The sequence below is a fragment of the Rodentibacter pneumotropicus DSM 21403 genome (assembly GCF_000379905.1).
GTDB classification, from domain to species: Bacteria; Pseudomonadota; Gammaproteobacteria; order Enterobacterales; family Pasteurellaceae; genus Rodentibacter; species Rodentibacter pneumotropicus.
On record NZ_KB904056.1, the window covers coordinates 63,355 to 83,362 of the forward strand.

Annotated in this window: 26 protein-coding genes; 12 read left to right on the top strand and 14 right to left on the bottom strand. The window is 37.3% G+C overall.

Features of this window, described 5'->3' with window-relative positions:
- Positions 1–3 precede the first annotated feature (3 nt).
- On the top strand, positions 4–1,113 hold the full coding sequence (hisC, locus tag A3GE_RS0107275; RefSeq protein WP_018356600.1) for a histidinol-phosphate transaminase: 1,110 nt from the start codon (positions 4–6) through the stop codon (positions 1,111–1,113).
- Positions 1,114–1,121: 8 nt separating this feature from the next.
- Entirely contained in the window at positions 1,122–1,619 is a 498-nt protein-coding gene (gene tpx, locus A3GE_RS0107280; RefSeq protein WP_018356601.1) for a thiol peroxidase, read from the top strand.
- A gap of 55 nt (positions 1,620–1,674) precedes the next feature.
- Here tpx and serS read toward each other — a convergent pair whose 3' ends face one another.
- Entirely contained in the window at positions 1,675–2,964 is a 1,290-nt protein-coding gene (gene serS / locus A3GE_RS0107285; RefSeq protein ID WP_018356602.1) for a serine--tRNA ligase, read from the bottom strand.
- Between the two features lie 248 nt (positions 2,965–3,212).
- On the opposite strand from serS, the gene A3GE_RS0107290 reads away from it, so the two are divergent.
- Complete coding sequence (locus tag A3GE_RS0107290) at positions 3,213–3,431, top strand: HP1242/YdcH family protein (protein WP_018356603.1); 219 nt, start codon at positions 3,213–3,215, stop codon at positions 3,429–3,431.
- A gap of 38 nt (positions 3,432–3,469) precedes the next feature.
- On the opposite strand, the gene A3GE_RS0107295 is transcribed toward A3GE_RS0107290, so the two are convergent.
- Positions 3,470–4,273, bottom strand: a complete 804-nt coding sequence (locus tag A3GE_RS0107295) for a hypothetical protein (protein WP_018356604.1) — start codon at positions 4,271–4,273, stop codon at positions 3,470–3,472.
- A 98-nt stretch (positions 4,274–4,371) separates the two neighbouring features.
- On the opposite strand from A3GE_RS0107295, the gene A3GE_RS0107300 reads away from it, so the two are divergent.
- The 4 genes from A3GE_RS0107300 (at position 4,372) to A3GE_RS0107315 (ending at position 7,730) form a co-directional block, all read left to right on the top strand.
- Positions 4,372–5,034, top strand: coding sequence for a trimeric intracellular cation channel family protein (locus A3GE_RS0107300; RefSeq protein ID WP_018356605.1), 663 nt, complete (start codon positions 4,372–4,374; stop codon positions 5,032–5,034).
- Positions 5,035–5,326: 292 nt separating this feature from the next.
- On the top strand, positions 5,327–6,394 hold the full coding sequence (msrB, locus tag A3GE_RS0107305; RefSeq protein WP_018356606.1) for a peptide-methionine (R)-S-oxide reductase MsrB: 1,068 nt from the start codon (positions 5,327–5,329) through the stop codon (positions 6,392–6,394).
- A 104-nt stretch (positions 6,395–6,498) separates the two neighbouring features.
- A complete protein-coding gene (locus A3GE_RS0107310; protein ID WP_018356607.1) occupies positions 6,499–7,140 on the top strand; it encodes a cytochrome c biogenesis protein CcdA in 642 nt (213 codons plus the stop codon).
- 119 nt (positions 7,141–7,259) lie between these two features.
- Positions 7,260–7,730: a redoxin family protein gene (locus tag A3GE_RS0107315; protein ID WP_018356608.1), complete on the top strand. Its 471-nt coding sequence runs from the start codon at positions 7,260–7,262 to the stop codon at positions 7,728–7,730.
- Between the two features lie 383 nt (positions 7,731–8,113).
- On the opposite strand, the gene A3GE_RS0107320 is transcribed toward A3GE_RS0107315, so the two are convergent.
- Positions 8,114–8,464 carry a hypothetical protein gene (locus A3GE_RS0107320; protein ID WP_018356609.1) on the bottom strand — a complete coding sequence of 117 codons (351 nt, stop codon included), beginning with the start codon at positions 8,462–8,464 and terminating at the stop codon, positions 8,114–8,116.
- A gap of 113 nt (positions 8,465–8,577) precedes the next feature.
- Here A3GE_RS0107320 and A3GE_RS0107325 point away from each other — a divergent pair, with 113 nt between their 5' ends.
- From A3GE_RS0107325 to A3GE_RS0107335, 3 genes are all read left to right on the top strand, one after another.
- Positions 8,578–9,126, top strand: coding sequence for a sigma-70 family RNA polymerase sigma factor (locus A3GE_RS0107325; RefSeq protein WP_018356610.1), 549 nt, complete (start codon positions 8,578–8,580; stop codon positions 9,124–9,126).
- Positions 9,127–9,135: 9 nt separating this feature from the next.
- Positions 9,136–9,315, top strand: a complete 180-nt coding sequence (locus A3GE_RS0107330) for a zf-HC2 domain-containing protein (protein ID WP_018356611.1) — start codon at positions 9,136–9,138, stop codon at positions 9,313–9,315.
- A gap of 351 nt (positions 9,316–9,666) precedes the next feature.
- The gene (locus A3GE_RS0107335) at positions 9,667–10,752 is read left to right on the top strand and encodes a zinc-dependent alcohol dehydrogenase family protein (RefSeq protein ID WP_018356612.1); all 1,086 of its coding nucleotides are present in this window, start codon (positions 9,667–9,669) and stop codon (positions 10,750–10,752) included.
- A gap of 385 nt (positions 10,753–11,137) precedes the next feature.
- Here the strand turns inward: A3GE_RS0107335 and A3GE_RS0107340 are convergent, their stop codons facing one another.
- Complete coding sequence (locus A3GE_RS0107340; RefSeq protein WP_018356613.1) at positions 11,138–11,566, bottom strand: Lrp/AsnC family transcriptional regulator; 429 nt, start codon at positions 11,564–11,566, stop codon at positions 11,138–11,140.
- A gap of 142 nt (positions 11,567–11,708) precedes the next feature.
- On the opposite strand from A3GE_RS0107340, the gene A3GE_RS11245 reads away from it, so the two are divergent.
- Positions 11,709–12,767: an ornithine cyclodeaminase gene (locus A3GE_RS11245; RefSeq protein WP_018356614.1), complete on the top strand. Its 1,059-nt coding sequence runs from the start codon at positions 11,709–11,711 to the stop codon at positions 12,765–12,767.
- 121 nt (positions 12,768–12,888) lie between these two features.
- Positions 12,889–14,289, top strand: a complete 1,401-nt coding sequence (gene nhaC / locus A3GE_RS0107350) for a Na+/H+ antiporter NhaC (RefSeq protein ID WP_018356615.1) — start codon at positions 12,889–12,891, stop codon at positions 14,287–14,289.
- 179 nt (positions 14,290–14,468) lie between these two features.
- Here the strand turns inward: nhaC and A3GE_RS0107355 are convergent, their stop codons facing one another.
- The 10 genes from A3GE_RS0107355 to A3GE_RS0107400 all read right to left on the bottom strand — a co-directional run bounded on the left by A3GE_RS0107355 (position 14,469) and on the right by A3GE_RS0107400 (position 20,008).
- Positions 14,469–14,804: a hypothetical protein gene (locus tag A3GE_RS0107355; protein WP_018356616.1), complete on the bottom strand. Its 336-nt coding sequence runs from the start codon at positions 14,802–14,804 to the stop codon at positions 14,469–14,471.
- Between the two features lie 77 nt (positions 14,805–14,881).
- Positions 14,882–15,391 carry an ankyrin repeat domain-containing protein gene (locus A3GE_RS0107360; protein ID WP_235181351.1) on the bottom strand — a complete coding sequence of 170 codons (510 nt, stop codon included), beginning with the start codon at positions 15,389–15,391 and terminating at the stop codon, positions 14,882–14,884.
- Positions 15,392–15,399: 8 nt separating this feature from the next.
- On the bottom strand, positions 15,400–15,873 hold the full coding sequence (locus A3GE_RS11250; protein WP_018356618.1) for a GH-E family nuclease: 474 nt from the start codon (positions 15,871–15,873) through the stop codon (positions 15,400–15,402).
- Between the two features lie 74 nt (positions 15,874–15,947).
- The gene (locus A3GE_RS0107370; protein ID WP_018356619.1) at positions 15,948–16,313 is read right to left on the bottom strand and encodes an Imm8 family immunity protein; all 366 of its coding nucleotides are present in this window, start codon (positions 16,311–16,313) and stop codon (positions 15,948–15,950) included.
- Between the two features lie 6 nt (positions 16,314–16,319).
- Positions 16,320–17,354, bottom strand: coding sequence for a hypothetical protein (locus tag A3GE_RS12280; protein WP_018356620.1), 1,035 nt, complete (start codon positions 17,352–17,354; stop codon positions 16,320–16,322).
- Between the two features lie 135 nt (positions 17,355–17,489).
- A complete protein-coding gene (locus tag A3GE_RS0107380) occupies positions 17,490–18,035 on the bottom strand; it encodes a hypothetical protein (RefSeq protein WP_018356621.1) in 546 nt (181 codons plus the stop codon).
- A 43-nt stretch (positions 18,036–18,078) separates the two neighbouring features.
- Positions 18,079–18,342 carry a NucA/NucB deoxyribonuclease domain-containing protein gene (locus A3GE_RS11480; RefSeq protein ID WP_018356622.1) on the bottom strand — a complete coding sequence of 88 codons (264 nt, stop codon included), beginning with the start codon at positions 18,340–18,342 and terminating at the stop codon, positions 18,079–18,081.
- Positions 18,343–18,524: 182 nt separating this feature from the next.
- Entirely contained in the window at positions 18,525–18,941 is a 417-nt protein-coding gene (locus A3GE_RS11620) for a hypothetical protein (protein WP_018356624.1), read from the bottom strand.
- 15 nt (positions 18,942–18,956) lie between these two features.
- Positions 18,957–19,391 (bottom strand): scabin-related ADP-ribosyltransferase, encoded by a 435-nt coding sequence (locus A3GE_RS0107395; protein ID WP_018356625.1) that lies wholly within the window; start codon positions 19,389–19,391, stop codon positions 18,957–18,959.
- A gap of 185 nt (positions 19,392–19,576) precedes the next feature.
- Positions 19,577–20,008, bottom strand: a complete 432-nt coding sequence (locus A3GE_RS0107400) for a DUF6911 family protein (protein WP_018356626.1) — start codon at positions 20,006–20,008, stop codon at positions 19,577–19,579.

Sequence of the window (20,008 nt, forward strand, 5' to 3'; positions counted from 1 at the left end):
AATATGCAATACATAAATATCGCCAATCAGGGAGTAAAATCCCTTTCTCCCTATCAAGCCGGTAAACCGATTGAAGAACTTGAACGTGAGCTTGGTATTACCAACATCGTTAAACTTGCCTCTAACGAAAACCCATTTGGTTTTCCCGAAAGTGCAAAACAAGCGATTATCAAACAATTAGATCAGCTTACCCGCTATCCTGATGCAAATGGTTTTGAGCTAAAACAAACGATTGCCAAAAAATTTGACATTCCAGCGAATCAAATTACCCTAGGAAACGGTTCAAACGACTTGCTTGAACTCTTCGCCCATACTTTTGCAGATGAAGGAGATGAAATAATTTATTCACAATATGCTTTCATCGTTTACCCACTTGTTACAAAAGCGATTAATGCCGTTGCGAAAGAAATTCCGGCAAAAAACTGGGGACATAATTTAGACGGATTTTTGACCGCACTTTCCGATAAAACCAAATTAATTTTTATCGCAAATCCGAATAACCCAACCGGGAATTTTTTAACCGGACAAGAAATCGATGCCTTCTTGGCAAAAGTGCCGGAAAATGTGCTGGTGGTATTGGATGAAGCCTATACGGAATTTACCCTTCCCGAAGAACAGGTCGATTCTTTCGGTTTACTGAAAAAATACCCTAATCTCATTGTTTCCCGTTCACTCTCGAAAGCCTATGGATTAGCGGGGTTACGAATTGGTTACGCGGTGTCTAACCCTGAAATTGCCGATTTATTAAATCGCGTTCGTCAGCCGTTTAACTGCAACAGCTTGGCGCTTGCCTCTGCGATTGCTGTGATGAATGATGATGCTTTCATTGAAAAAGTCGCAGAAAATAACCGCTCCGAAATAGCTCGTTATGAGCAGTTCTGTAAAAAATACGGTTTGAATTATATTCCGTCAAAAGGCAATTTTATTACTGTTGATTTTAAACAGACGGCGGGCTCTATTTATGAGGCATTACTGAAAGAAGGTGTGATTGTTCGCCCACTTTCGGGCTATGGTATGCCGAACCATTTACGCATTAGTATCGGATTACCGCACGAAAACGATAAATTTTTTGCTGCACTGATTAAAGTGCTAAATTTAACCCAAACTAATTAGGAGTTTTTATGACTACTGTAACCATGATGGGAAATCCCATTGAAATCAAAGGCAATTTCCCACAAAAAGGTGAAAAAATTGATAATCTTATCCTCACCGATAAAGATTTGACCGATGTCACCTTAGAAAATTTTGCAGGTAAACGCAAAGTATTAAATATTTTTCCAAGTATTGATACCGGCATTTGTGCGACATCAGTTCGTGTATTTAACCAACGTGCAGCGAATTTGGAAAATACCGTCGTATTATGTATTTCAGCGGATCTCCCCTTTGCCCAAGCACGTTTTTGCGGTGCCGAGGGCATTGAAAATGTACAAATCCTTTCCACTTTCCGCCATAAAAATGTGCATGAAAACCTAGGTGTAGATATTGCAACAGGACCGATTGCCGGTTTAACCGCTCGTTCTGTTATTGTACTTGATGAAAATAATAATGTGCTACACAGCGAATTAGTATCTGAAATCAAAAGTGAACCGAATTATGATGCAGCAATCGCTGTATTATAAGTAACAAAAAAGTGCGGTTAAAATTGACCGCACTTTTTTCATAGCTATCCCAGTATTATTTACCGATAACCTCTAATCCGCTCATATACGGACGCAATACTTCCGGTACAGTAACAGAACCATCCGCATTCTGGTAGTTCTCAAGCACGGCAACTAAGGTACGTCCTACTGCCAGCCCCGAACCATTCAAAGTGTGCACCAAACGGGTTTTCTTATCGCTTTTTGCTTTGCAACGAGCCTGCATACGACGGGCTTGAAAATCCCACATATTGGAACAAGAAGAAATTTCACGATAGGTATCCTGTGCCGGCACCCATACTTCCAAATCATAGGTTTTGCAAGAGCCAAATCCCATATCACCGGTGCAAAGTAACACTTTACGATAAGGAAGATTCAGTAATTGCAATACTTTTTCCGCATGACCGGTTAATTCTTCAAGGACTTCCATTGATTTGTCCGGATCTACAATTTGCACCATTTCTACTTTATCAAATTGGTGCATACGAATTAATCCGCGTGTATCCCGACCATAAGAACCGGCTTCAGAACGGAAACACGGCGTATGTGCGGTCATTTTAATCGGCAATTCTGCATCGTCTAAAATGACATCACGCACTAAATTCGTTACCGGTACTTCTGCCGTTGGAATTAATGCATAAGGCTGCTCCCCTTCTAACGCATTAGTATGGAATAAATCCTCACCGAATTTTGGTAATTGTCCTGTACCGTAAAGCGTTGCATGATTCACCAAGTAAGGAACATAGGTTTCTAAATAACCGTGTTGCTCCGTGTGAAGATCCAACATAAATTGAGCTAAAGCACGATGCATTTTGGCAATCTGTCCTTTCATCACAGCAAAACGCGCACCCGCTAGTTTTGCACCGGCGGCAAAATCCAAGCCATCAATTTGCTCGCCCAAAGTAACATGATCTTTAATTTCAAAATCAAATGTTCTTGGCGTTCCCCAACGTAAAATTTCAAGGTTTTCCGAATCGTCTTTACCCAGCGGCACTTCATCTGCCGGTAAATTTGGAATCGTTAATGCAATTTGATTTATTTCTCCAAGCACGGCATCAAGCTGAGTTTTTGCTTCGTTTAGTTGTTCCCCCATATTATCGACTTCTGCAAGTAATGGGGCGATATCTTCACCACGGGCTTTTGCCGCACCGATAGCTTTCGAGCGACTATTACGCTCTGCCTGCAAATTTTCTGTTTTAACCTGAAGTGCTTTACGCTGCTCTTCCAACGTAACAAGTTTTTCGGTATCAAGAATGAAATTACGTTTAATTTTTAGTTTTTCTGCGACTTCCGCTAAATTATTGCGGATTAAATTCGGATCAATCATTGAATTTCCTTAGTATTTGTTGAAATGAAAATAGTCGTATTCTAGCGTGGATTGATAAAATAAACCAGTTAAAAGCCAAGAGATAGCAAGGATTTTATAAGAATCAGAAAACGTTAAACGCCACTTTTTTACTTTTAAACAAGATAATTTTATTTTTGATCCAGTTCACACTTTTATCATTCCGCACTATTAATTTTTTATAAAAAGAGTAAAGTAAAGAAAGTTTTTATCACCTATAGGAGCTTTATATGTTTCCCGAATTCAGAGGCTTAATCACTAAACTTAAAAATAACGATGCCTACTTTGAGCGTCTATTTAACAAACATAACGAGTTGGATCAAGATATTAAAAATAAAGAAGAAAACATTCAGCTTGCAACCCATACGGAAATTGAAATCTTAAAGAAAGAAAAGTTACGGATTAAAGACGAGCTTTATGCTTACTTGAAAAAGAAAGCAGCGGAATAGAAGACCAAAGTGCGGTTAAAATTAACCGCACTTTTTTTCTATACAAATACCATCCATAACGGCAAACAAACACTGATAAAAAGCAAAATGAATAATGTGTTTAAGCCTAATGTCCATTTTTGAAAACTATGAATAACTAAAATCGCTGCAATCAAAAAGTGGCAAATAAAATAAATGGTATAGGCAAAAATACTTTCCGGATTGAACGCACTCTGAAAACCGATGAAAGTTAAAAAAATGAGCATCACCAACGCATTTAGAGTCAGTAAAACAATCATTAACAGTGGTAATAAGGCAATAAAATTTTGTAAGCGATTTTTTGCTATCACTAACGCTAAGTTAGTTAATACCACACCGGCTAAAATCGGTGTAATCAGGTTATATTCAGCGAAAGCCGACAAAGGTAGTCGGCTAAACAATATAAAATAGCTCAATCCACCTAACCCTGCCACCAAAATAGCCATCAATAAAAAACTATTACGGGCTTTTTCAACTTTTGATTGTTTCCAAATAAAGTACACCACGGATAAACCGCACAGGCTCATGATATTGGTGAAGGTATGATGATTATCGGGTAAAAGGCTCACGACCATCCATACTATCCAATATAATGCAAAGGCTAAATTTACTTTAACCAGCCGCCCTCTCTGCCCTGGGCAAATTTCACCTTTATAGAATACCAGTAAAGAAAGTAATTGCGCCACCAACACCGCTAAACCTAAATGAGGAATTGCCTGAGTTTGAGGTTTTAACGCAAAGATAAAAAGATCAACAGCTAACACCATACAAATAGTAAGTATAGAAAGTAGCGGTAAGGCAGATTTGGAGGATTGTTCAGACATAATTGAAAAATATAGAAAAATAATGTGTCATTATGCTAAAAATTCATGATATTTTAAAGTAGAATGAACGGGATTTTGACCGCACTTTAGGAACTCAAATGTTACTCAGCATTTTATATATTATCGGTATCACCGCCGAAGGCATGACCGGTGCATTGGCTGCTGGTAGGGAAAAAATGGATATTTTCGGGGTGATTATTATTGCCTCTGTGACTGCCATCGGAGGCGGTTCCGTACGTGATGTGCTATTAGGTCATTATCCATTGGGCTGGGTTAAACATCCTGAATATTTTTTAATTGTTGCAACGGCCGCGGTGATAACCGTTTATGTCGCCCCCTTTATCAACCATTTTATGCGCTACTTCCGCACGATTTTCTTAGTGCTGGATGCCATGGGATTAGTTGTCTTTTCAATCATCGGCGCACAAATCGCTATGGATATGGGACACAGTATCACCATCGTCTGTATCGCAGGTTGTATTACCGGTGCATTTGGTGGCGTATTGCGTGATTTACTCTGTAATCGAATTCCTCTTGTTTTCCAAAAGGAACTTTATGCCAGCGTCTCTCTTTTTGCGACCCTCACTTATTACGCACTTAGCACACTCAAAATAGAACACACCATCGCAGTACTAATCACCTTAATCACAAGCTTCACATTAAGGGTTTTAGCTATTCGTTTTGAATGGGGACTACCCGTATTTAACTATCAAGAATTGTCACAAGAAGAACAAGATAAGCTACCGACGAAAACAAAATAATTACAGAATCCACAAATCCTCTATCATAAACTCTTATAATCCGCTAAGCAGTCGAATTTTATGCTGATGAAACCAACATCAGCATTGTCATTCATCTTGATTAAAAAACAGGAAATTTTAGATAAATTCTCCCGTCTTCATCTAAGAATTTATGAACAAAAAATAGGTTATTTTTTACCGCACTTTTATCTTCTCCATCACGCCATAAACTCCGGATTCAAAAAATCTGTAAGAAATGAAAACATTCCTCGTCTAAAGCAATATAACTTGAATATTGAAAGAGGACTTTATTATGAAATTTTCAAAAACCTTTCTACTTTTAACCGCACTTTGTGCTACAAGCCAATCAATTTTGGCAGTAGAAAAAAACATACCAATGCAAAATACGGAGCAAAAAACTATGATTAAACCTCAACAAAATCTACGTGAAATTTATTTGGCCGGCGGTTGTTTTTGGGGAGTGGAGGCATACATGGAGCGCATTTATGGCGTGAAAGATGCGGTTTCAGGTTATGCCAACGGCAATACGGATAAAACCAGTTATGCCCTTTTAGGGGTCACCGATCACGCCGAAGCCGTAAAAGTGACTTATGATGCAAACCAAATTTCACTTGATAAATTGCTGCAATATTATTTTAAAGTGATCGATCCGACTAGTGTGAATAAACAAGGTAATGACAGAGGTCGCCAATATCGCACCGGCATCTACTATCTGGATACCGCAGACAAAACCGAGATCGAGCACGCCATTGCCACACTTCAAACAAAGTACAAAAGTAAAATTCAAATTGAAGTAGAACCGCTTAAAAACTACACGGAAGCGGAAGAATATCACCAAGATTATTTGAAAAAAAATCCGAATGGCTATTGCCACATCGACATTACACAGGCAGACGAACCCATGATTAATGAAAAAGATTACCCAAAACCAAGTGATGAAACACTCAAAGCAAAATTAACGCCGTTGCAATATTCGGTGACACAAAATAAACACACGGAGCGTTCCTTCAGCAATGAATATTGGGACAACTTTCAACCGGGCATTTATGTTGATGTTACTACTGGTGAGCCACTGTTTTCATCCAATGATAAATTTGAATCGGGTTGTGGCTGGCCAAGTTTCACCCACCCAATCGCCAAAGAAGTGGTGCATTATCAAACGGACAACAGCTTTAATATGCAACGCACAGAAGTGCTGAGCCGCAGTGGTAAGGCACATTTAGGGCATGTTTTTGATGACGGTCCGAAAGATAAAGGCGGTTTGCGCTATTGTATCAATAGTGCCTCGATCAAATTTATTCCCTTAGCAGAGATGGAACAAGCCGGATACGGGTATTTAGTAAAAACCATCAAAAAATAATGTTGGTAAGCTCTGTGAATGACTCTCAATTCATACATGAAAAATGATTATCAGCGTGTGTGAACTTAGTTTGCACACCTTAAAAAATATAAGGAAATGAAACAATGTTAGATCAACAACTTCTTATCGGTACAGTATTTTTAGCGGGGATTGCCTCTTTTCTTTCCCCCTGTATTTTTCCGATCATCCCCATTTATTTTGGAATTCTCAGTAAAGGAGGAAAAAAAGTCCTGAACACCTTTTTATTTATCTTGGGACTTTCGCTTACCTTTGTAAGCCTTGGCTTTAGTTTTGGTTTTCTAGGGAATATTTTGTTCAGTGATACGACTCGTGTGATTGCCGGAGTGATCGTGATTATTCTCGGGATTCATCAACTTGGTATCGTTAAAATCGACTTGCTTGAACGCACTAAATTACTGGAAATCAAAACATCGGGAAAATCGACCGCACTTGAAGCGTTCGTGCTTGGCTTAACCTTCAGTCTCGGTTGGACACCTTGTATTGGACCAATTCTCGCCTCCGTCCTTGCGTTGTCCGGCGATGAGGGATCGGCACTGTACGGTGCAGCGATGATGCTTGTTTATGTCTTTGGCTTAGCGACCCCCTTTATGCTGTTCTCACTTTTCTCAGATAGCTTGCTTAAACGGACTAAAAGCTTAAATAACCACTTAAACAAATTCAAAATCGGTGGTGGAATTTTGATTATTGTGATGGGATGTTTATTAATTACCAATAACTTAGCCTAGCATTCGCTATGCAGGTTCTTAAACCAAGCCATATCGCAGGTTTTAGAAAACTATCAATGTGGCTTGGAATTGAATAACTCCATACCGTTTGGTATGGCAGAACAAAAAGGAAAAAACAAATGAAAAAATTACTCTCAATCTTATTAATGACATTCAGCCTTCAGGTTTTCTCGGCGACTAACTTGGCGGATATCCCCCTCAAGGATTTAAACAACCAACCTGTTACCCTTGATAAATACAAAGGCAAACCGGTGTATATCAAAATGTGGGCATCATGGTGCCCTATCTGTTTGGCTGGTTTAGCGGAAATTGACGATTTAAGCGCCGAGCAACATCAAAATTTTGAAATCATTACACTCGTTTCGCCTTCTCATAAAGGTGAAAAAGCAACGACAGATTTCATTGAATGGTACAAAGGTTTAGACTACAAAAATATTACTGTATTATTGGATGAAAAAGGGGAAATCATTGATCGTGCTCGTGTACGCGGTTATCCTTTTAATGTATTTTTAGATACTGATTTAAACATCAAAAAAACCGTGCCGGGGCATTTAAATACAGAAAAAATTCGCCAATTTGCCGAACAATAATAAGGCATAAGTGCGGTAAAATTTTTTAAAGTTTATGCGCCCTTCTCACAATGTAATAAATACCTGTTTCTGAGATCATACAATCAATACAGGTATTTTTTATTTGTAGTAAAAGTGCGTCGGTATGGACGAATTATCAATAAATCCGTGATAGATTTGTTCAAAAATATGAGCTTTATATTTGTAAAATATGACAATAAAGATACTAGATTGCTGCCAAAGGTTGGAGAGAGATAGTTGTTAGATATCTCTCTTTGTTTAATTATCCTGTGGATATTTGCAAAAGAATTTATGATTGATTTTGGTGATCGACTAAGCGATCACCATTAAACAGAATAGTTGGTTATACACAGTTTTGGAGATACTCCAAACCTTGTTTACTATTATTTCTTCATATCTCCCTTCATCATACCATCAGATTTCATTTTCATGTCATCTTTCATCATATTGTCAGACTTCATTTTCATACCATCTTTCATCATATTGTCAGATTTCATTTTCATGTCGTCCTTCATCATACCCTCAGATTTCATTTTCATGCCATCTTTCATCATATTGTCAGATTTCATTTTCATGTCGTCTTTCATCATACCCTCAGATTTCATGTGCATGGATTTTTCACAATCCATTTTGTCTTTTGAGCAATCCGTGTGCATGGAAGAAGCATAACCACTTGTTGTACCAAATAAAACCGCTATACTGATGATTGTGCTTTTTAATGTGATATTTTTCATTTTTAGTTTCCTTCTGTAAGTGATACATTATTTCTTTGAATGGACTTTATTCGTCCATTGAAGTTAGACGAAGAAACTTTTGATTTCTTACAAAATTTTTTAAAGGAATAACAATGCCTAATCAAATTTCTGAAAAGGAATTACATACTATTCGGCAACAGATGTTGAAATTTGCCGAATTACAATTACACAACCATGAGCTTGCAGAAGATCTCGTGCAAGAATCCTTTTTAAGTGCATTTAAAAATATCGATCATTTTAAACGTGAGGCCGCATTTAAAACTTGGATGTTTGCCATTCTAAAAAATAAAATTATTGATTACTTGCGTCAAAAAGGACGGATTGTTTTAGAAAGTGAAATAGACGAAGAAGATTCGCCGAATACATTTTTTGATGAAGCCGGCCACTGGAATTTGGCATGTACACCGAGTAATTTAAAAGAACATGAAGAAAAAGTTTATTCTGAAGAATTTTGGCTAATTTTTGAAACCTGCCTGACTTGTCTGCCGGCTCAGCAAGCACGAATTTTTATGATGCGTGAATTTTTAGAACTATCATCGGGTGAAATTTGTCAAGAAACACAATTAAGCACGTCTAATTTACATACCACACTTTATCGTGCCCGCTTACAACTGCAACATTGTCTTTCTCGGAAATTATAAGGAGCCTCTATGCATTGCCGTCAAGCTACAAGAATCATCTCAGACTCCCATGAACGCCCGTTAACTTTACAAGAAAAGGTCGGTTTACGTCTTCATTTAGTGACCTGCCCTCATTGCCGTAATTTTAAGCAAAATTGTGGCAAGCTAAGTCAATTAATGAAAGAATTTGCAAAAAATTCAAAAAAATAAAAAAGCGGAAGTGTTAAGCTTCCGCACAAATATTGCTTCGTCAATTCCGTTATTAAAGAAATGACCGCCTGAACCTGCTGATGTGTAGAAGATCAAACTTTTTTGCAATATCCTCTGTTTTATCCCCTCTGGCTATGCGTGGTGAATCTGGGGGATTCTCTATCCTTTAACCCAAATATACTCATTCATGTAACACGTTAATTTTGAAAACACATTGTTAATTTTTTGTTTCTTTATTGTAGGTTATTTGTTGATCAATAGATCGCCATCTATTAGAATATTGGGCGTGCGGAGATATCCGTACATTTGTAAACATGGAATAGAGACCATTCATTAGCAAGGAGACCCACTATGAATAAAACAATGAAAGCAATGACCTATTACGGTGCAAACGATATTCGTTTTGAAGATCGTCCTGTCCCAACACTTATTGACCCGACAGATGCAATTATTAAAATGGAAAAAACGACCATTTGCGGTACAGATTTGGGCATTTGGAAAGGAAAAAACCCGGAAATTGAACGTGTTGCTTTGGAAAACACCGGGAAGTGGAATGGACGTATTCTGGGGCACGAAGGGATCGGTATTGTTGAAGAAGTCGGCAGCGCAGTAAAAAACTTCAAAAAGGGAGATCGAGTAATTATCTCTTGCGTGAGTAAATGTGGTTCTTGTGAAAACTGCCAAAAACAGCTCTATGCGCATTGTCAAAAACAAGGCGGATGGATTATGGGTTATATGATTGATGGAACACACGCAGAGTACGTCCGTACACCTTTTGCGGATAATTCTCTGTTTTTATTGCCTGATAATCTCAATACAGATGTGGCAGTCTTTCTTTCTGATGTCTTGCCGACAAGTCACGAGATTGGGGTGAAATACGGGCAAGTTCAACCGGGTGATACCATTGCTATTATTGGTGCTGGTCCGATTGGAATGGGTTGTTTGCTAACCTCTCAATTCTATTCTCCTTCGACTATCATTGTAGTCGATATGGATGATAACCGTCTTGCCCTCGCTAAAGAATTAGGGGCAACCCATATCATCAATTCATCTAAAGAAAATGCGGTTGAAAAAATACTGTCTATTACAGGGCAGCGTGGGGTGGATTGTGCAATGGAAGCTGTAGGTTTACCTGCGACTTGGGATATTTGCCAAAAAGTTGTGAAAGAAGGGGGAAATTTAGCAAACGTAGGCGTACATGGTCAGTCGGTAAACTTTGAAATTGATAAACTGTGGATCAAAAATTTAACGATTACGACAGGATTGGTAAATACCAACACAACAGGTATGTTATTGAAATCATGTCAGTGTGGCAAATTACCTCTTGAAAAATTGGCAACGCACCATTTCAAATTGAGTGAAATGACAAAAGCATATGACGTTTTCAAACATGCCGCAGATGAGAAAGCAATGAAAGTGATTATTGAAATGGCATAATCTGAAATACTCAGTATTTACATCAATAAACAGCGATCTGACAGCTTGTATTAAACTATAGAAGATCAAACCTAATCTGACAGTCCCCGTTTAAAATTACAGTGTCTGTCAGATTAATTTAAGCTTAAATTCTTTTCCTCCCAAACTCTTTTTCCATCAAGAAATGTTGTCATTCATTGGCCTGCTTCCACAGCATATTTTTCCTTGATGAGCCCAATGATGGCTATAATTTATTAATCATCTAAGCCATCTTGCAATGTATAATCCAAGTTTAAAAAGAAACATCGGATACTGCGGAAAAATAATCAAATTTTAACCGCACTTGATAAAAAACCGGCATTCTTGGTGCCGATTTCTTTTTTATCTTGAGAATTTTTTATACAGACTAAGCATAACGTTTTAAATGAATATAGGTTTCTGAAGAAGTAATCGCCTTAATTGAACGGATTCGCTCCAATGCTTGTCCGAGTTCTTCCAATGAGGGCGCGATAAGCTCGATAAGAATATCCCAACGCCCGTTAGTATCATAAATCGCATTGATGCAAGGTTCACCTCGAAGGATTTGGACGACCTCTGCGGTTGCACCGCCATCAATAATCACGGTTGTCCAAGCCTTAATACCATCAGATTCTAGCGTTGAGTGAAGCTCTACCCGATAGCCCAAGATAACCCCCTCTTTCTCAAGTCGTGCAATGCGGTTTACCACAGTTGCTCGGGAAACTTTTAATTTCTTGGCTAAAAATGCAATAGAATATCTCGCATTTTCCCGCAATAGACTCAATAATTTTTGATTGGTTTCGTCCAAAATTGACATAATGCAAGTTCTCCCTAACAAAATGATTAAATTTTGCTAAAACATTAGCATATTTAACTATTTTAATTAATAAAAAAATCTTGCACACTAGGGCCATCATAACAATTCATTAATATTTTATTAACCCAAAAGGAGAGAAGTTATGTCATATCCATCCACTATTACAGGAAGTTTGCCAACTATTATCATTAGCCCGCAAGATGTTGCCAATATCATCCAACGCCAAGGCATCAAAGAAACGCTGGAGGGCATGAAAAACTATATATTGGACGATTATCTCAATTGGAATTCTTTTGATAAAACCTCTCGAATTTCCAATCACGTTCCTGACGGGGTATTAGAATTAATGCCTATCGCCAATCAACAGCAGTACAGTTTTAAATATGTAAATTGTCACCCTAAAAATCCAAATGAAGGGCTTTCGACTATTTTAGCCTTTGGCGCATTGATCAGTAATGATACGGGACAGCCCGACGTTATTAGTGAATTTACTCTTACTACTGCCTTGCGTACTGCGGCGACTTCAGTGCTTGCAGCGCAATATCTTGCACGCCCAAATAGCAAACGAATGGCAATTATCGGCAATGGTTGTCAAAGTGAGTTTCAAGCTCTAGCATTTTATCATTTGCTTGGTATTGAAGAATTGGCTTTATTTGATATTGATCGAAAAGCAAGTGAAAAACTTGCCGGAAATTTGGCAAATACCTCATTAAAAATTGAGATTTTTGATACTGTAGCGCAAGCTGTCAAAAATGCGGATATTATTACTACAGTAACCGCTGAATATTCAAAAGCGAACATTATCACGCCGGAAATGATTGAAGCAGGGATGCACATTAATGCAGTGGGAGGCGATAATATCAATAAAACAGAATTACACGTGGATGTAGTGAAAAATGCTCATGTTTTTGTCGAATTCGAACCTCAAACACGGATCGAGGGCGAATTGCAAAATATGCCTGCCGATTTTCCTGTTACGCCATTATTTGAAATCTTCCAAAAAGGGGAATCAGCCCGCCAGTCTGAGGAGGAAGTCACTTTATTTGATTCTGTGGGATTTGCTATTGAAGATTTCTCAGCCATTCGATATATGAACGATACAGCAATCAAATTAGGTTTAGCGCGTCCGTTGTCACTTACTCCGGATTTGAAAGATCCAAAAGACTTATTTGGTTACCTCACAGATTATGCAAATCTTTAATCATTCTAAAATATCAGTTAGATAATAAGGATATGTGCAATGATGTATTAAGCACAATTATATTTTTCATTAAAAAGTGCAATTATCCCACTTGAATTGTACTTCTCAGGAGGAGATTTGTATGTCAAATACAAAATTTCAAACACCAAATCAACAAATCGATATCCCTTTCCTGTATGCATTACTGCCGGTTCTTGTGATGGTTATAGCAATGGCAGTTTCCATTATTAAGTTTGAGGCTTCACCACATGTTCCTTTAATTATTGGTGCGATTACAGCAACATTGGTTGCAATGAAGTTTGGTTATCGCTGGGATACCATTGAACAAGGCATTTACCGAGGTATCAGAATGGCTCTCCCAGCTATCGTGATCATCATTATGATTGGGCTTACAATCGGTGCTTGGTTAGGCGGTGGCATTGTTGCAACAATGATTTATTATGGTTTAAAACTGATTTCACCTTCGTTATTTCTGTTCACTATTTGCATTATTTGTGGGGTAGTCACACTTTCTATTGGTAGCTCTTGGTCAACAATGGGAACCATCGGTGTCGCCGCAATTGGCATTGGTCTAAGCATTGGAATCCCAACCCCAATGGTAGCCGGTGCTGTGATTTCAGGAGCTTATTTTGGCGATAAAATGTCACCACTTTCTGATACCACTAACCTTGCATCAGGAATTACCGGTACCGATTTATTTGAACATATTAAACATATGCTTATCACAACATTACCAGCTTATCTTATCGCATTAGGTTTTTATTTATATATAGGTATGCAATTTGGCTCCTCACATGCAAATCTCTCTCATATCCAGTCCATAATGGAAAAAATTACCGAAAATTTTGTTATCAGCCCTTGGTTATTGGCAGTTCCGGTGATTGTTGTATTGTTAGTGATGAAAAAAGTTCCTGCTATTCCGGCATTAACAATTGGAATACTACTAGGTACACTCTGCCACATTATTATACAAGGTAGTGATGTGGGTACGGCTGTTAAAACACTACACGATGGATTTAAAATTCAAAGCGGACACGAGGTAATTGATACCTTGTTCAATCGTGGAGGAATTGAGTCAATGATGTACACCATTTCTCTAACCATTGTCGCAATGAGTTTTGGCGGAATTGCCGAACAAACAGGAATGCTGAGATCAGTTGTTTCAACGATTTTGCATTTTGCCCGCAATGCCGCTATGTTAATTATTGCCACAATTTTTTCTTCAGTCGTCACAAATTGTACAACTTCAGAGCAATATATTTCTATTTTATTACCAGGCAGAATGTATGTTACCGCCTATAAAGAACGGAAATTACACCCTAAAAATCTCTCTCGTGCTTTAGAAGACGGAGGTACGGTCACATCTGTACTTGTGCCTTGGAATACTTGTGGCGTATATGCTTACTCAATGCTTCAAGTCAGTGCATTTGAATATGCACCTTATGCCGTTTTTAATTACACCGTTCCTTTGCTGGCAATTATGTTTGCTCTATTTAATATTAAAATTGAGCGGATTAAATAAAATGTATAAATTCGCAAAACATTTTGTATAAAATCATTTTATTTTGCATAAACCACTTCTAACTTTTATGTAAAAAAACAAATCACTATTTTATAAAAAAAATGTCCTTTAAATCATCGTTAAAGGGCATTTAAATCCAACTGCCCATCCCATGTAAAAAGCGACAGCCGTCACCGCCACTACAGCAATGAAACCTTACTATTATTCTCTGAAAGAGCAATCCTATAAAGAGCTTCTAGTTCAGCGCCTTGCGAATAAATATTTTTTGCGGCTAAGTGGACATCTCCACCGCCTTTAATCCGGCTGATTTCCACATCATCTTTACGTTCGTTACGATAATGGTTGCCTCCGCCCATTTTTTCATCAAAACCAACCGAAAGTGCGGTCAAATTTAGGTTATTTTTGGCGGAAAGATAGGTTTGCCCCTTCCCGCCATTAACAATATCCGCACCACCAAGATTGATGTTATTCGCTTGGATTTGCAGCGTGCCGTTTTCGCCTTTAACGTGTAACAAGGCTTGACAGTCAAGATTGTTTTTTCACTACCTGACGGGAAAGTCTGTTTCTATAATTACCATTCAGTAATTTTTAACTATGCGTATTTCTCCATCATTTCAAAGAACGCAGAATAATTAGGGTCATCTCCCTTAAAATCCTTTAACCCCTCCAATAAATAATCTTGACCATTAAAATAATGAACATCACCACCATTTTGTAGCATTAACGCCAATAAATCCAACCTATCCGGATAACGAATACACATTCTTAGTGGAATAAGATTATCAATATTCGGTATATTCGGATCTGCCCCCGCATTCAGCAAGGCGATCGCTGCATCGACATTTTTTCCTCGCATGGCATAGTGTAAGGGCGTCATTCCATAGATGTCTTGAGCATTAACATCTATCCCTAATTTGATAAATAACTCGATAATATCTACTGATGGATGAAAATATAATAAAGACCTATGTAAGTAATTCCATTTTTCCATATCTGTGACGAGTAATGGATCGGCTATTTTTTTCCTAACAAAAATATCTTCTAATAACTCTAAATCATTATTTGCGTAGGCTTCTACTATTTTTTCTTGAATTGTTTTCATCTTCTCTCTCATTTATTTAATTTGAAATAATTTTGCATATCCATCCGGATATCCTCAATATTGCCCTTACCCGGCATTTCATTTTTATGACTGCGGTTTTCCGACATATTTTCTAATCTAAACCGCTCCGGTCTTGCATTTACATAATCATTGAATTGCTTCTGAGTTAAATTTAACTCCTTCGCTGCTAAAGATAATCTCCGATGCTCCCAACCATAAGCGTGTCCAATATCGATTGGAGCTTTAATGATATTCCCATCTAAATCCCTATAATTCCCATTCGGCAATTTTTCATAATCTGCAAAGACTTTCTGCATTGTCTCCGAACGTAAATAAGAGCGATTATAAAGCCCGTCAACCGCATTCCCCGTTGAGAGATAGCGCCCGGTTTCAGCATCAATTTGTTGGGATAAGCGGTTAAAATGCGGATCCACACCGACTCGATGATTTGGCATTTCAAAACGATTTAAATCCTTTTTCAAGACCGTCACCGTCTGCCCGCTACTATCTTTAATTAAATTGATAGGCAGGATAACCGTCGATTTTATACTTAAAATTATTTAACAAATTTATGATTTTCATATTCCCAATCAAAATAATATCGTAATTGATTTAATACATCTTCCCAGCTATCACCAGATATACTATTGACTCTATATCTAATTTCTCGTTCTATATCATCTATATCATCTATATCATCACATACAATAAAACTCTTAGAAGCAAGAACTATTTTTGCGTTTCTTACTAATTTAATATTAAATACTTCTACTGAAAAATAATCTCCGCTTTCCTTACCTTTTTCACCTATGGTTAGAGATAATTTTAAATTATACCCTGTAGGATCAAGGATTAATAACTGAGCTTCATTTTTTGATGAGACTCCATAATAGTTAATATCCTTTAAATCTGCAATTATCATAATTTTTTACTCCTTAATATTAAGATGTAAATTGCTTTCTGATTTTTCTATATATTTATGCTTATTTTGATCATAAACTAGTTTTATCCGTTCAAAATTAGCTTGAATACCTGTTTGTGCATAAGAAGAATTAGATTTATGCTTAGCAGGTCTATATTTCCTTGTTCCATCAGCACTCGTTAATCCCCCATCACTGTTGCGAATAGCGCCATCGCCGACCCATTCGCGTGCAAGTCTCTCTGCCTCTTGACGAGTAAATGTTCCATTAATCGTTAGATTTCCTTTACCAAAGGCTGCGTGATCTAATACGGGATTCTTAGCGACTACATTCTGGAGATTTTCTACAACTAATTGTTCTTTTAATTTAGGATACAACGCCACATTCTCAGCACCTGTTGATATCCTTGTCGTTTGATTTTCATACCCTGTCGTTTTCCCAACAATAGGCAATTTAGAATTAGAGTTTGCCCAATTAGGTAACAGCCCCGTTTTTCCAACCCCTTTCTTCACTAACGCCGCCGATTTCTGCAACAACTTCGCCCCCGCAGCACCAACAACCATTCCGCCAACCGGTGTTGAACCAAAGTTACCCAAGATATAGCCTTGCATTTCTCCTGCTAGTGCCGGGTCATGTTTTACCGCATATTCATATTGTTGATTCCATTCATCCATTGAAACATAAACTTGCTTTATCACTTCATTCGGATGGGTGACTGCATAAGCAAGGGATTTTACGGTTTCATCAAGATTTAAGATTGCTTCCGCCGTTTCATAAAGTTTTTGAGCAATAATCTCTGCCGTCACTTCACCCGTTACCCCTGCAACCGCACCCGTGAGCGGGTCTTTGCCTGTGACTTGGAACTCTATCGCCGAAAGTAAGGCGTGAGCTATCAGGTTGGTTGCCTTATCTTTTGCTGTATCGCCCTTCGTCATTTCGTGGATTTTATTGTTGAGATAAGGCGAGGCAAGTGCCACTATCGCGCCATTGGTGTCGTTTTGTGCTGCGGCTTGAAGCGCTGCCGTCACCGCCCGAATTGCCATTCCATTCGGGCTGCCTATGCCGTAAGTGCGGTCGATATTCTCTTGGATTTGGTTGATTTATTTTCCAAGCATATAAGAATCAGAGACCAATGCATACAATTATTCACACACTTTACGCTTACTTTTGAAATACAATCATTTATATATAAACTTTATTTTATCTCCATCGTTATGTTTTTTTATACTATCTAATATCTTACTCTTTAAAATAATCATCCTTCTTACATTACATAAATATAAATTATTGATACTGTAATCCCCACCTAAAACAAATGGCAACTTAGGTAATAGCACTTCATCAAATAAAATTTCAGAATTTTTCTCTTGCCATTCCTTCGCAATACTATAAGCTGTATAATAATTATAGTCTGATAGCAAAGTACTAGAAAAATCTTCCAGATTACTCCCCATTAATTCTAAATCACCTGACTCAAAGTCATATTTATAAAATAAATCCTTATATATACAAAACCCCTCCCCCAATATATTATCAGCAAAAAATAACATATCCTTCAGATTAAGTTCTTTAGCCAAAAACTCATTCCAAGAATAAAAGCCTCTGCTAAATGATTCAGATATTGGTAATACTCTAAAAGAACCTTCAAAAGCTAAAAAACCGTTCTTTTCAATATAAAATTTTTCAAGTAATGTGGGCCCATTAAATTTATTAGTTTTCTCCAAGCTATCACTAGATATTTCAAATAATTTTTTAAATAACTCATAATTAGCCCTTTATTATAATTTTAACTTTATCACCATCAGATAGGCTTTTACATTGATTACCAATACACTTACCAGAACCCCTATTATCACTAGGTTTTATATGTTTTACTGAAGCCCCCTCTCCACCTTCCTTAAACATCGCAGGAGGATATTCATCCCAATCTAAACCTGATTTTATTGGAGTATCTTTTAATGCCTCTCTTCTTCTATTTCTAGCACCTTGCCTATCAACGGTAAGAATATCAGGGTGTCCATTAGCATCCATTAGCAATAGCTTCTTCCATGTGTAAAGCTGATTCAGGATACTTTTTCTTATCTATAATTACTTTAGGATAATCCTCATCACCGATATTCTGTCTATGATAATTATCCATTCCTCCCTTAGGATAATTTTTATCTTTGCTTGAAAAAGAAAGTTTAGGAAATTTATTTTTAAGACTACACTGCCTAATTACCACAAAGAGAATTAAGCCACTTAAAATAATATTCTTTTTGTAATTCGACTGAACTAGTTAAATCATGTTCCTCATAATCAAATAAATTAACCACATTATCAAACGTTGCTTGTTTTCCTAACTTCATTTCATATGCTTTTAATCCCATTCCCATTTGAATAAACATTCTAGATGGATATACATTAAGCTTATATCCTTTACAGAATAAGATTATGTTAGGATAGCAAAATTTAAATTCAGATAAACATTCAAAGAAATTATCTTTAGTTATAACAACTAAATGTTCAAGATGAACTATAAGCTTACATTTATGATCAAATTGTTCTTCAAGAGTAACATTTAAATTTTTGATAGATTTATTATCTATAGATGCCTTTATAAATAAATCTTTCTTATAAAATTCTTCCATTCTTACTACCTTTACTCATCGATTTAAAATACTGTGATTACCTAACTTACCATTTTTATCAACAGGGGTAACACCTAAAATATTTTTAGGATTTATGCCGTATGGTATAGCTATTTCTTGCTCACTTGGATAAGGACTTGCAGAGCCTAATGTCCTATTCACATCAATACCTCCATTGGGCTTAATTGCATATACATATCCATTTCTAGAACCAAAGTTTGTTGCAAAATTAATAGCAACTCCTTGAGATATAGAAGTACTAACAAAATTACTTGGAGGAGAAGTATTATCTCTCACATTCTCTTTAAATCCTTTAGATTTGCCTTGTTGCATCGCATCATAATAGGCTTCTGCTTTTTCTTCATCGCCGTTGAAATATAATTTCGCAAAGAGTTTGATATCATCCAAGCGGTCTTGATGCGGGTCAACATCAAAGAAATTATTCTCCACCGCCCTTTTCGCCGTGTCCGCCCCTGCCGTAGCAGTGAGGAATGAGCCGCCCTGTTGTTTCGTTGAGCCATTGGCTTTCGCGGTGAGTGCGCCCGTTACACCTGCAACCGCCCCCGTCAGCGGGTCTTTGCCTGTGACTTTTTTGATGATTGCGTCCGTTTCACTCTATTTTTACATGAAGTCTTTTAATAGATCCTATCCATTAAGTCATAAGAAACATTTCCTGTTTCTAAAAACTCCAAAAAAACTTTCTTAATAAATTCAAAATCCGTTGTTATTGCATTTGGGGGGTATAATTCCCCATCAGACAAAAACTCTATCAAATCCCCCCCCCCGTTAAAATTAGCCTTTCCTCTAATAATCATTTCTCCATTAGCTCCTACATATTCAAGTAAAGTAAATAAATACTTTTCTCCATCATATTGAACTGATAATTCAGAGGGACCAAGCTCAGGCTCAGGATCCACACTCAGTCTTGCAGCTCCTGTACAACACCTTAAAAATTCTAAATTTTTTATAATATCTTCTTTTGTTGGATTGTGTGTCGAAATTAAATTATTGTATTTTTTATTTAAACCTTTTCCTTCATATAAGGTACATGAAAAAATCATCTTCAT

Coding starts and splice junctions, on each gene's coding strand:
- A3GE_RS0107295 (WP_018356604.1), bottom strand. CDS start 4,273: ATGTCTGAACAATCCTCCAAATCTGCCTTACCGCTACTTTCTATACTT.
- A3GE_RS0107330 (WP_018356611.1), top strand. CDS start 9,136: ATGCATTGCCGTCAAGCTACAAGAATCATCTCAGACTCCCATGAACGC.
- A3GE_RS0107340 (WP_018356613.1), bottom strand. CDS start 11,566: ATGTCAATTTTGGACGAAACCAATCAAAAATTATTGAGTCTATTGCGG.
- A3GE_RS0107320 (WP_018356609.1), bottom strand. CDS start 8,464: ATGAAAAATATCACATTAAAAAGCACAATCATCAGTATAGCGGTTTTA.
- msrB (WP_018356606.1), top strand. CDS start 5,327: ATGAAATTTTCAAAAACCTTTCTACTTTTAACCGCACTTTGTGCTACA.
- A3GE_RS0107335 (WP_018356612.1), top strand. CDS start 9,667: ATGAATAAAACAATGAAAGCAATGACCTATTACGGTGCAAACGATATT.
- A3GE_RS0107370 (WP_018356619.1), bottom strand. CDS start 16,313: ATGATAATTGCAGATTTAAAGGATATTAACTATTATGGAGTCTCATCA.
- serS (WP_018356602.1), bottom strand. CDS start 2,964: ATGATTGATCCGAATTTAATCCGCAATAATTTAGCGGAAGTCGCAGAA.
- A3GE_RS0107325 (WP_018356610.1), top strand. CDS start 8,578: ATGCCTAATCAAATTTCTGAAAAGGAATTACATACTATTCGGCAACAG.
- A3GE_RS0107300 (WP_018356605.1), top strand. CDS start 4,372: ATGTTACTCAGCATTTTATATATTATCGGTATCACCGCCGAAGGCATG.
- A3GE_RS11480 (WP_018356622.1), bottom strand. CDS start 18,342: ATGGATGCTAATGGACACCCTGATATTCTTACCGTTGATAGGCAAGGT.
- A3GE_RS0107310 (WP_018356607.1), top strand. CDS start 6,499: ATGTTAGATCAACAACTTCTTATCGGTACAGTATTTTTAGCGGGGATT.
- A3GE_RS11620 (WP_018356624.1), bottom strand. CDS start 18,941: ATGGAAGAATTTTATAAGAAAGATTTATTTATAAAGGCATCTATAGAT.
- A3GE_RS12280 (WP_018356620.1), bottom strand. CDS start 17,354: ATGGCAATTCGGGCGGTGACGGCAGCGCTTCAAGCCGCAGCACAAAAC.
- A3GE_RS0107290 (WP_018356603.1), top strand. CDS start 3,213: ATGTTTCCCGAATTCAGAGGCTTAATCACTAAACTTAAAAATAACGAT.
- A3GE_RS0107400 (WP_018356626.1), bottom strand. CDS start 20,008: ATGAAGATGATTTTTTCATGTACCTTATATGAAGGAAAAGGTTTAAAT.
- tpx (WP_018356601.1), top strand. CDS start 1,122: ATGACTACTGTAACCATGATGGGAAATCCCATTGAAATCAAAGGCAAT.
- A3GE_RS11245 (WP_018356614.1), top strand. CDS start 11,709: ATGTCATATCCATCCACTATTACAGGAAGTTTGCCAACTATTATCATT.
- nhaC (WP_018356615.1), top strand. CDS start 12,889: ATGTCAAATACAAAATTTCAAACACCAAATCAACAAATCGATATCCCT.
- hisC (WP_018356600.1), top strand. CDS start 4: ATGCAATACATAAATATCGCCAATCAGGGAGTAAAATCCCTTTCTCCC.
- A3GE_RS0107360 (WP_235181351.1), bottom strand. CDS start 15,391: ATGAAAACAATTCAAGAAAAAATAGTAGAAGCCTACGCAAATAATGAT.
- A3GE_RS0107315 (WP_018356608.1), top strand. CDS start 7,260: ATGAAAAAATTACTCTCAATCTTATTAATGACATTCAGCCTTCAGGTT.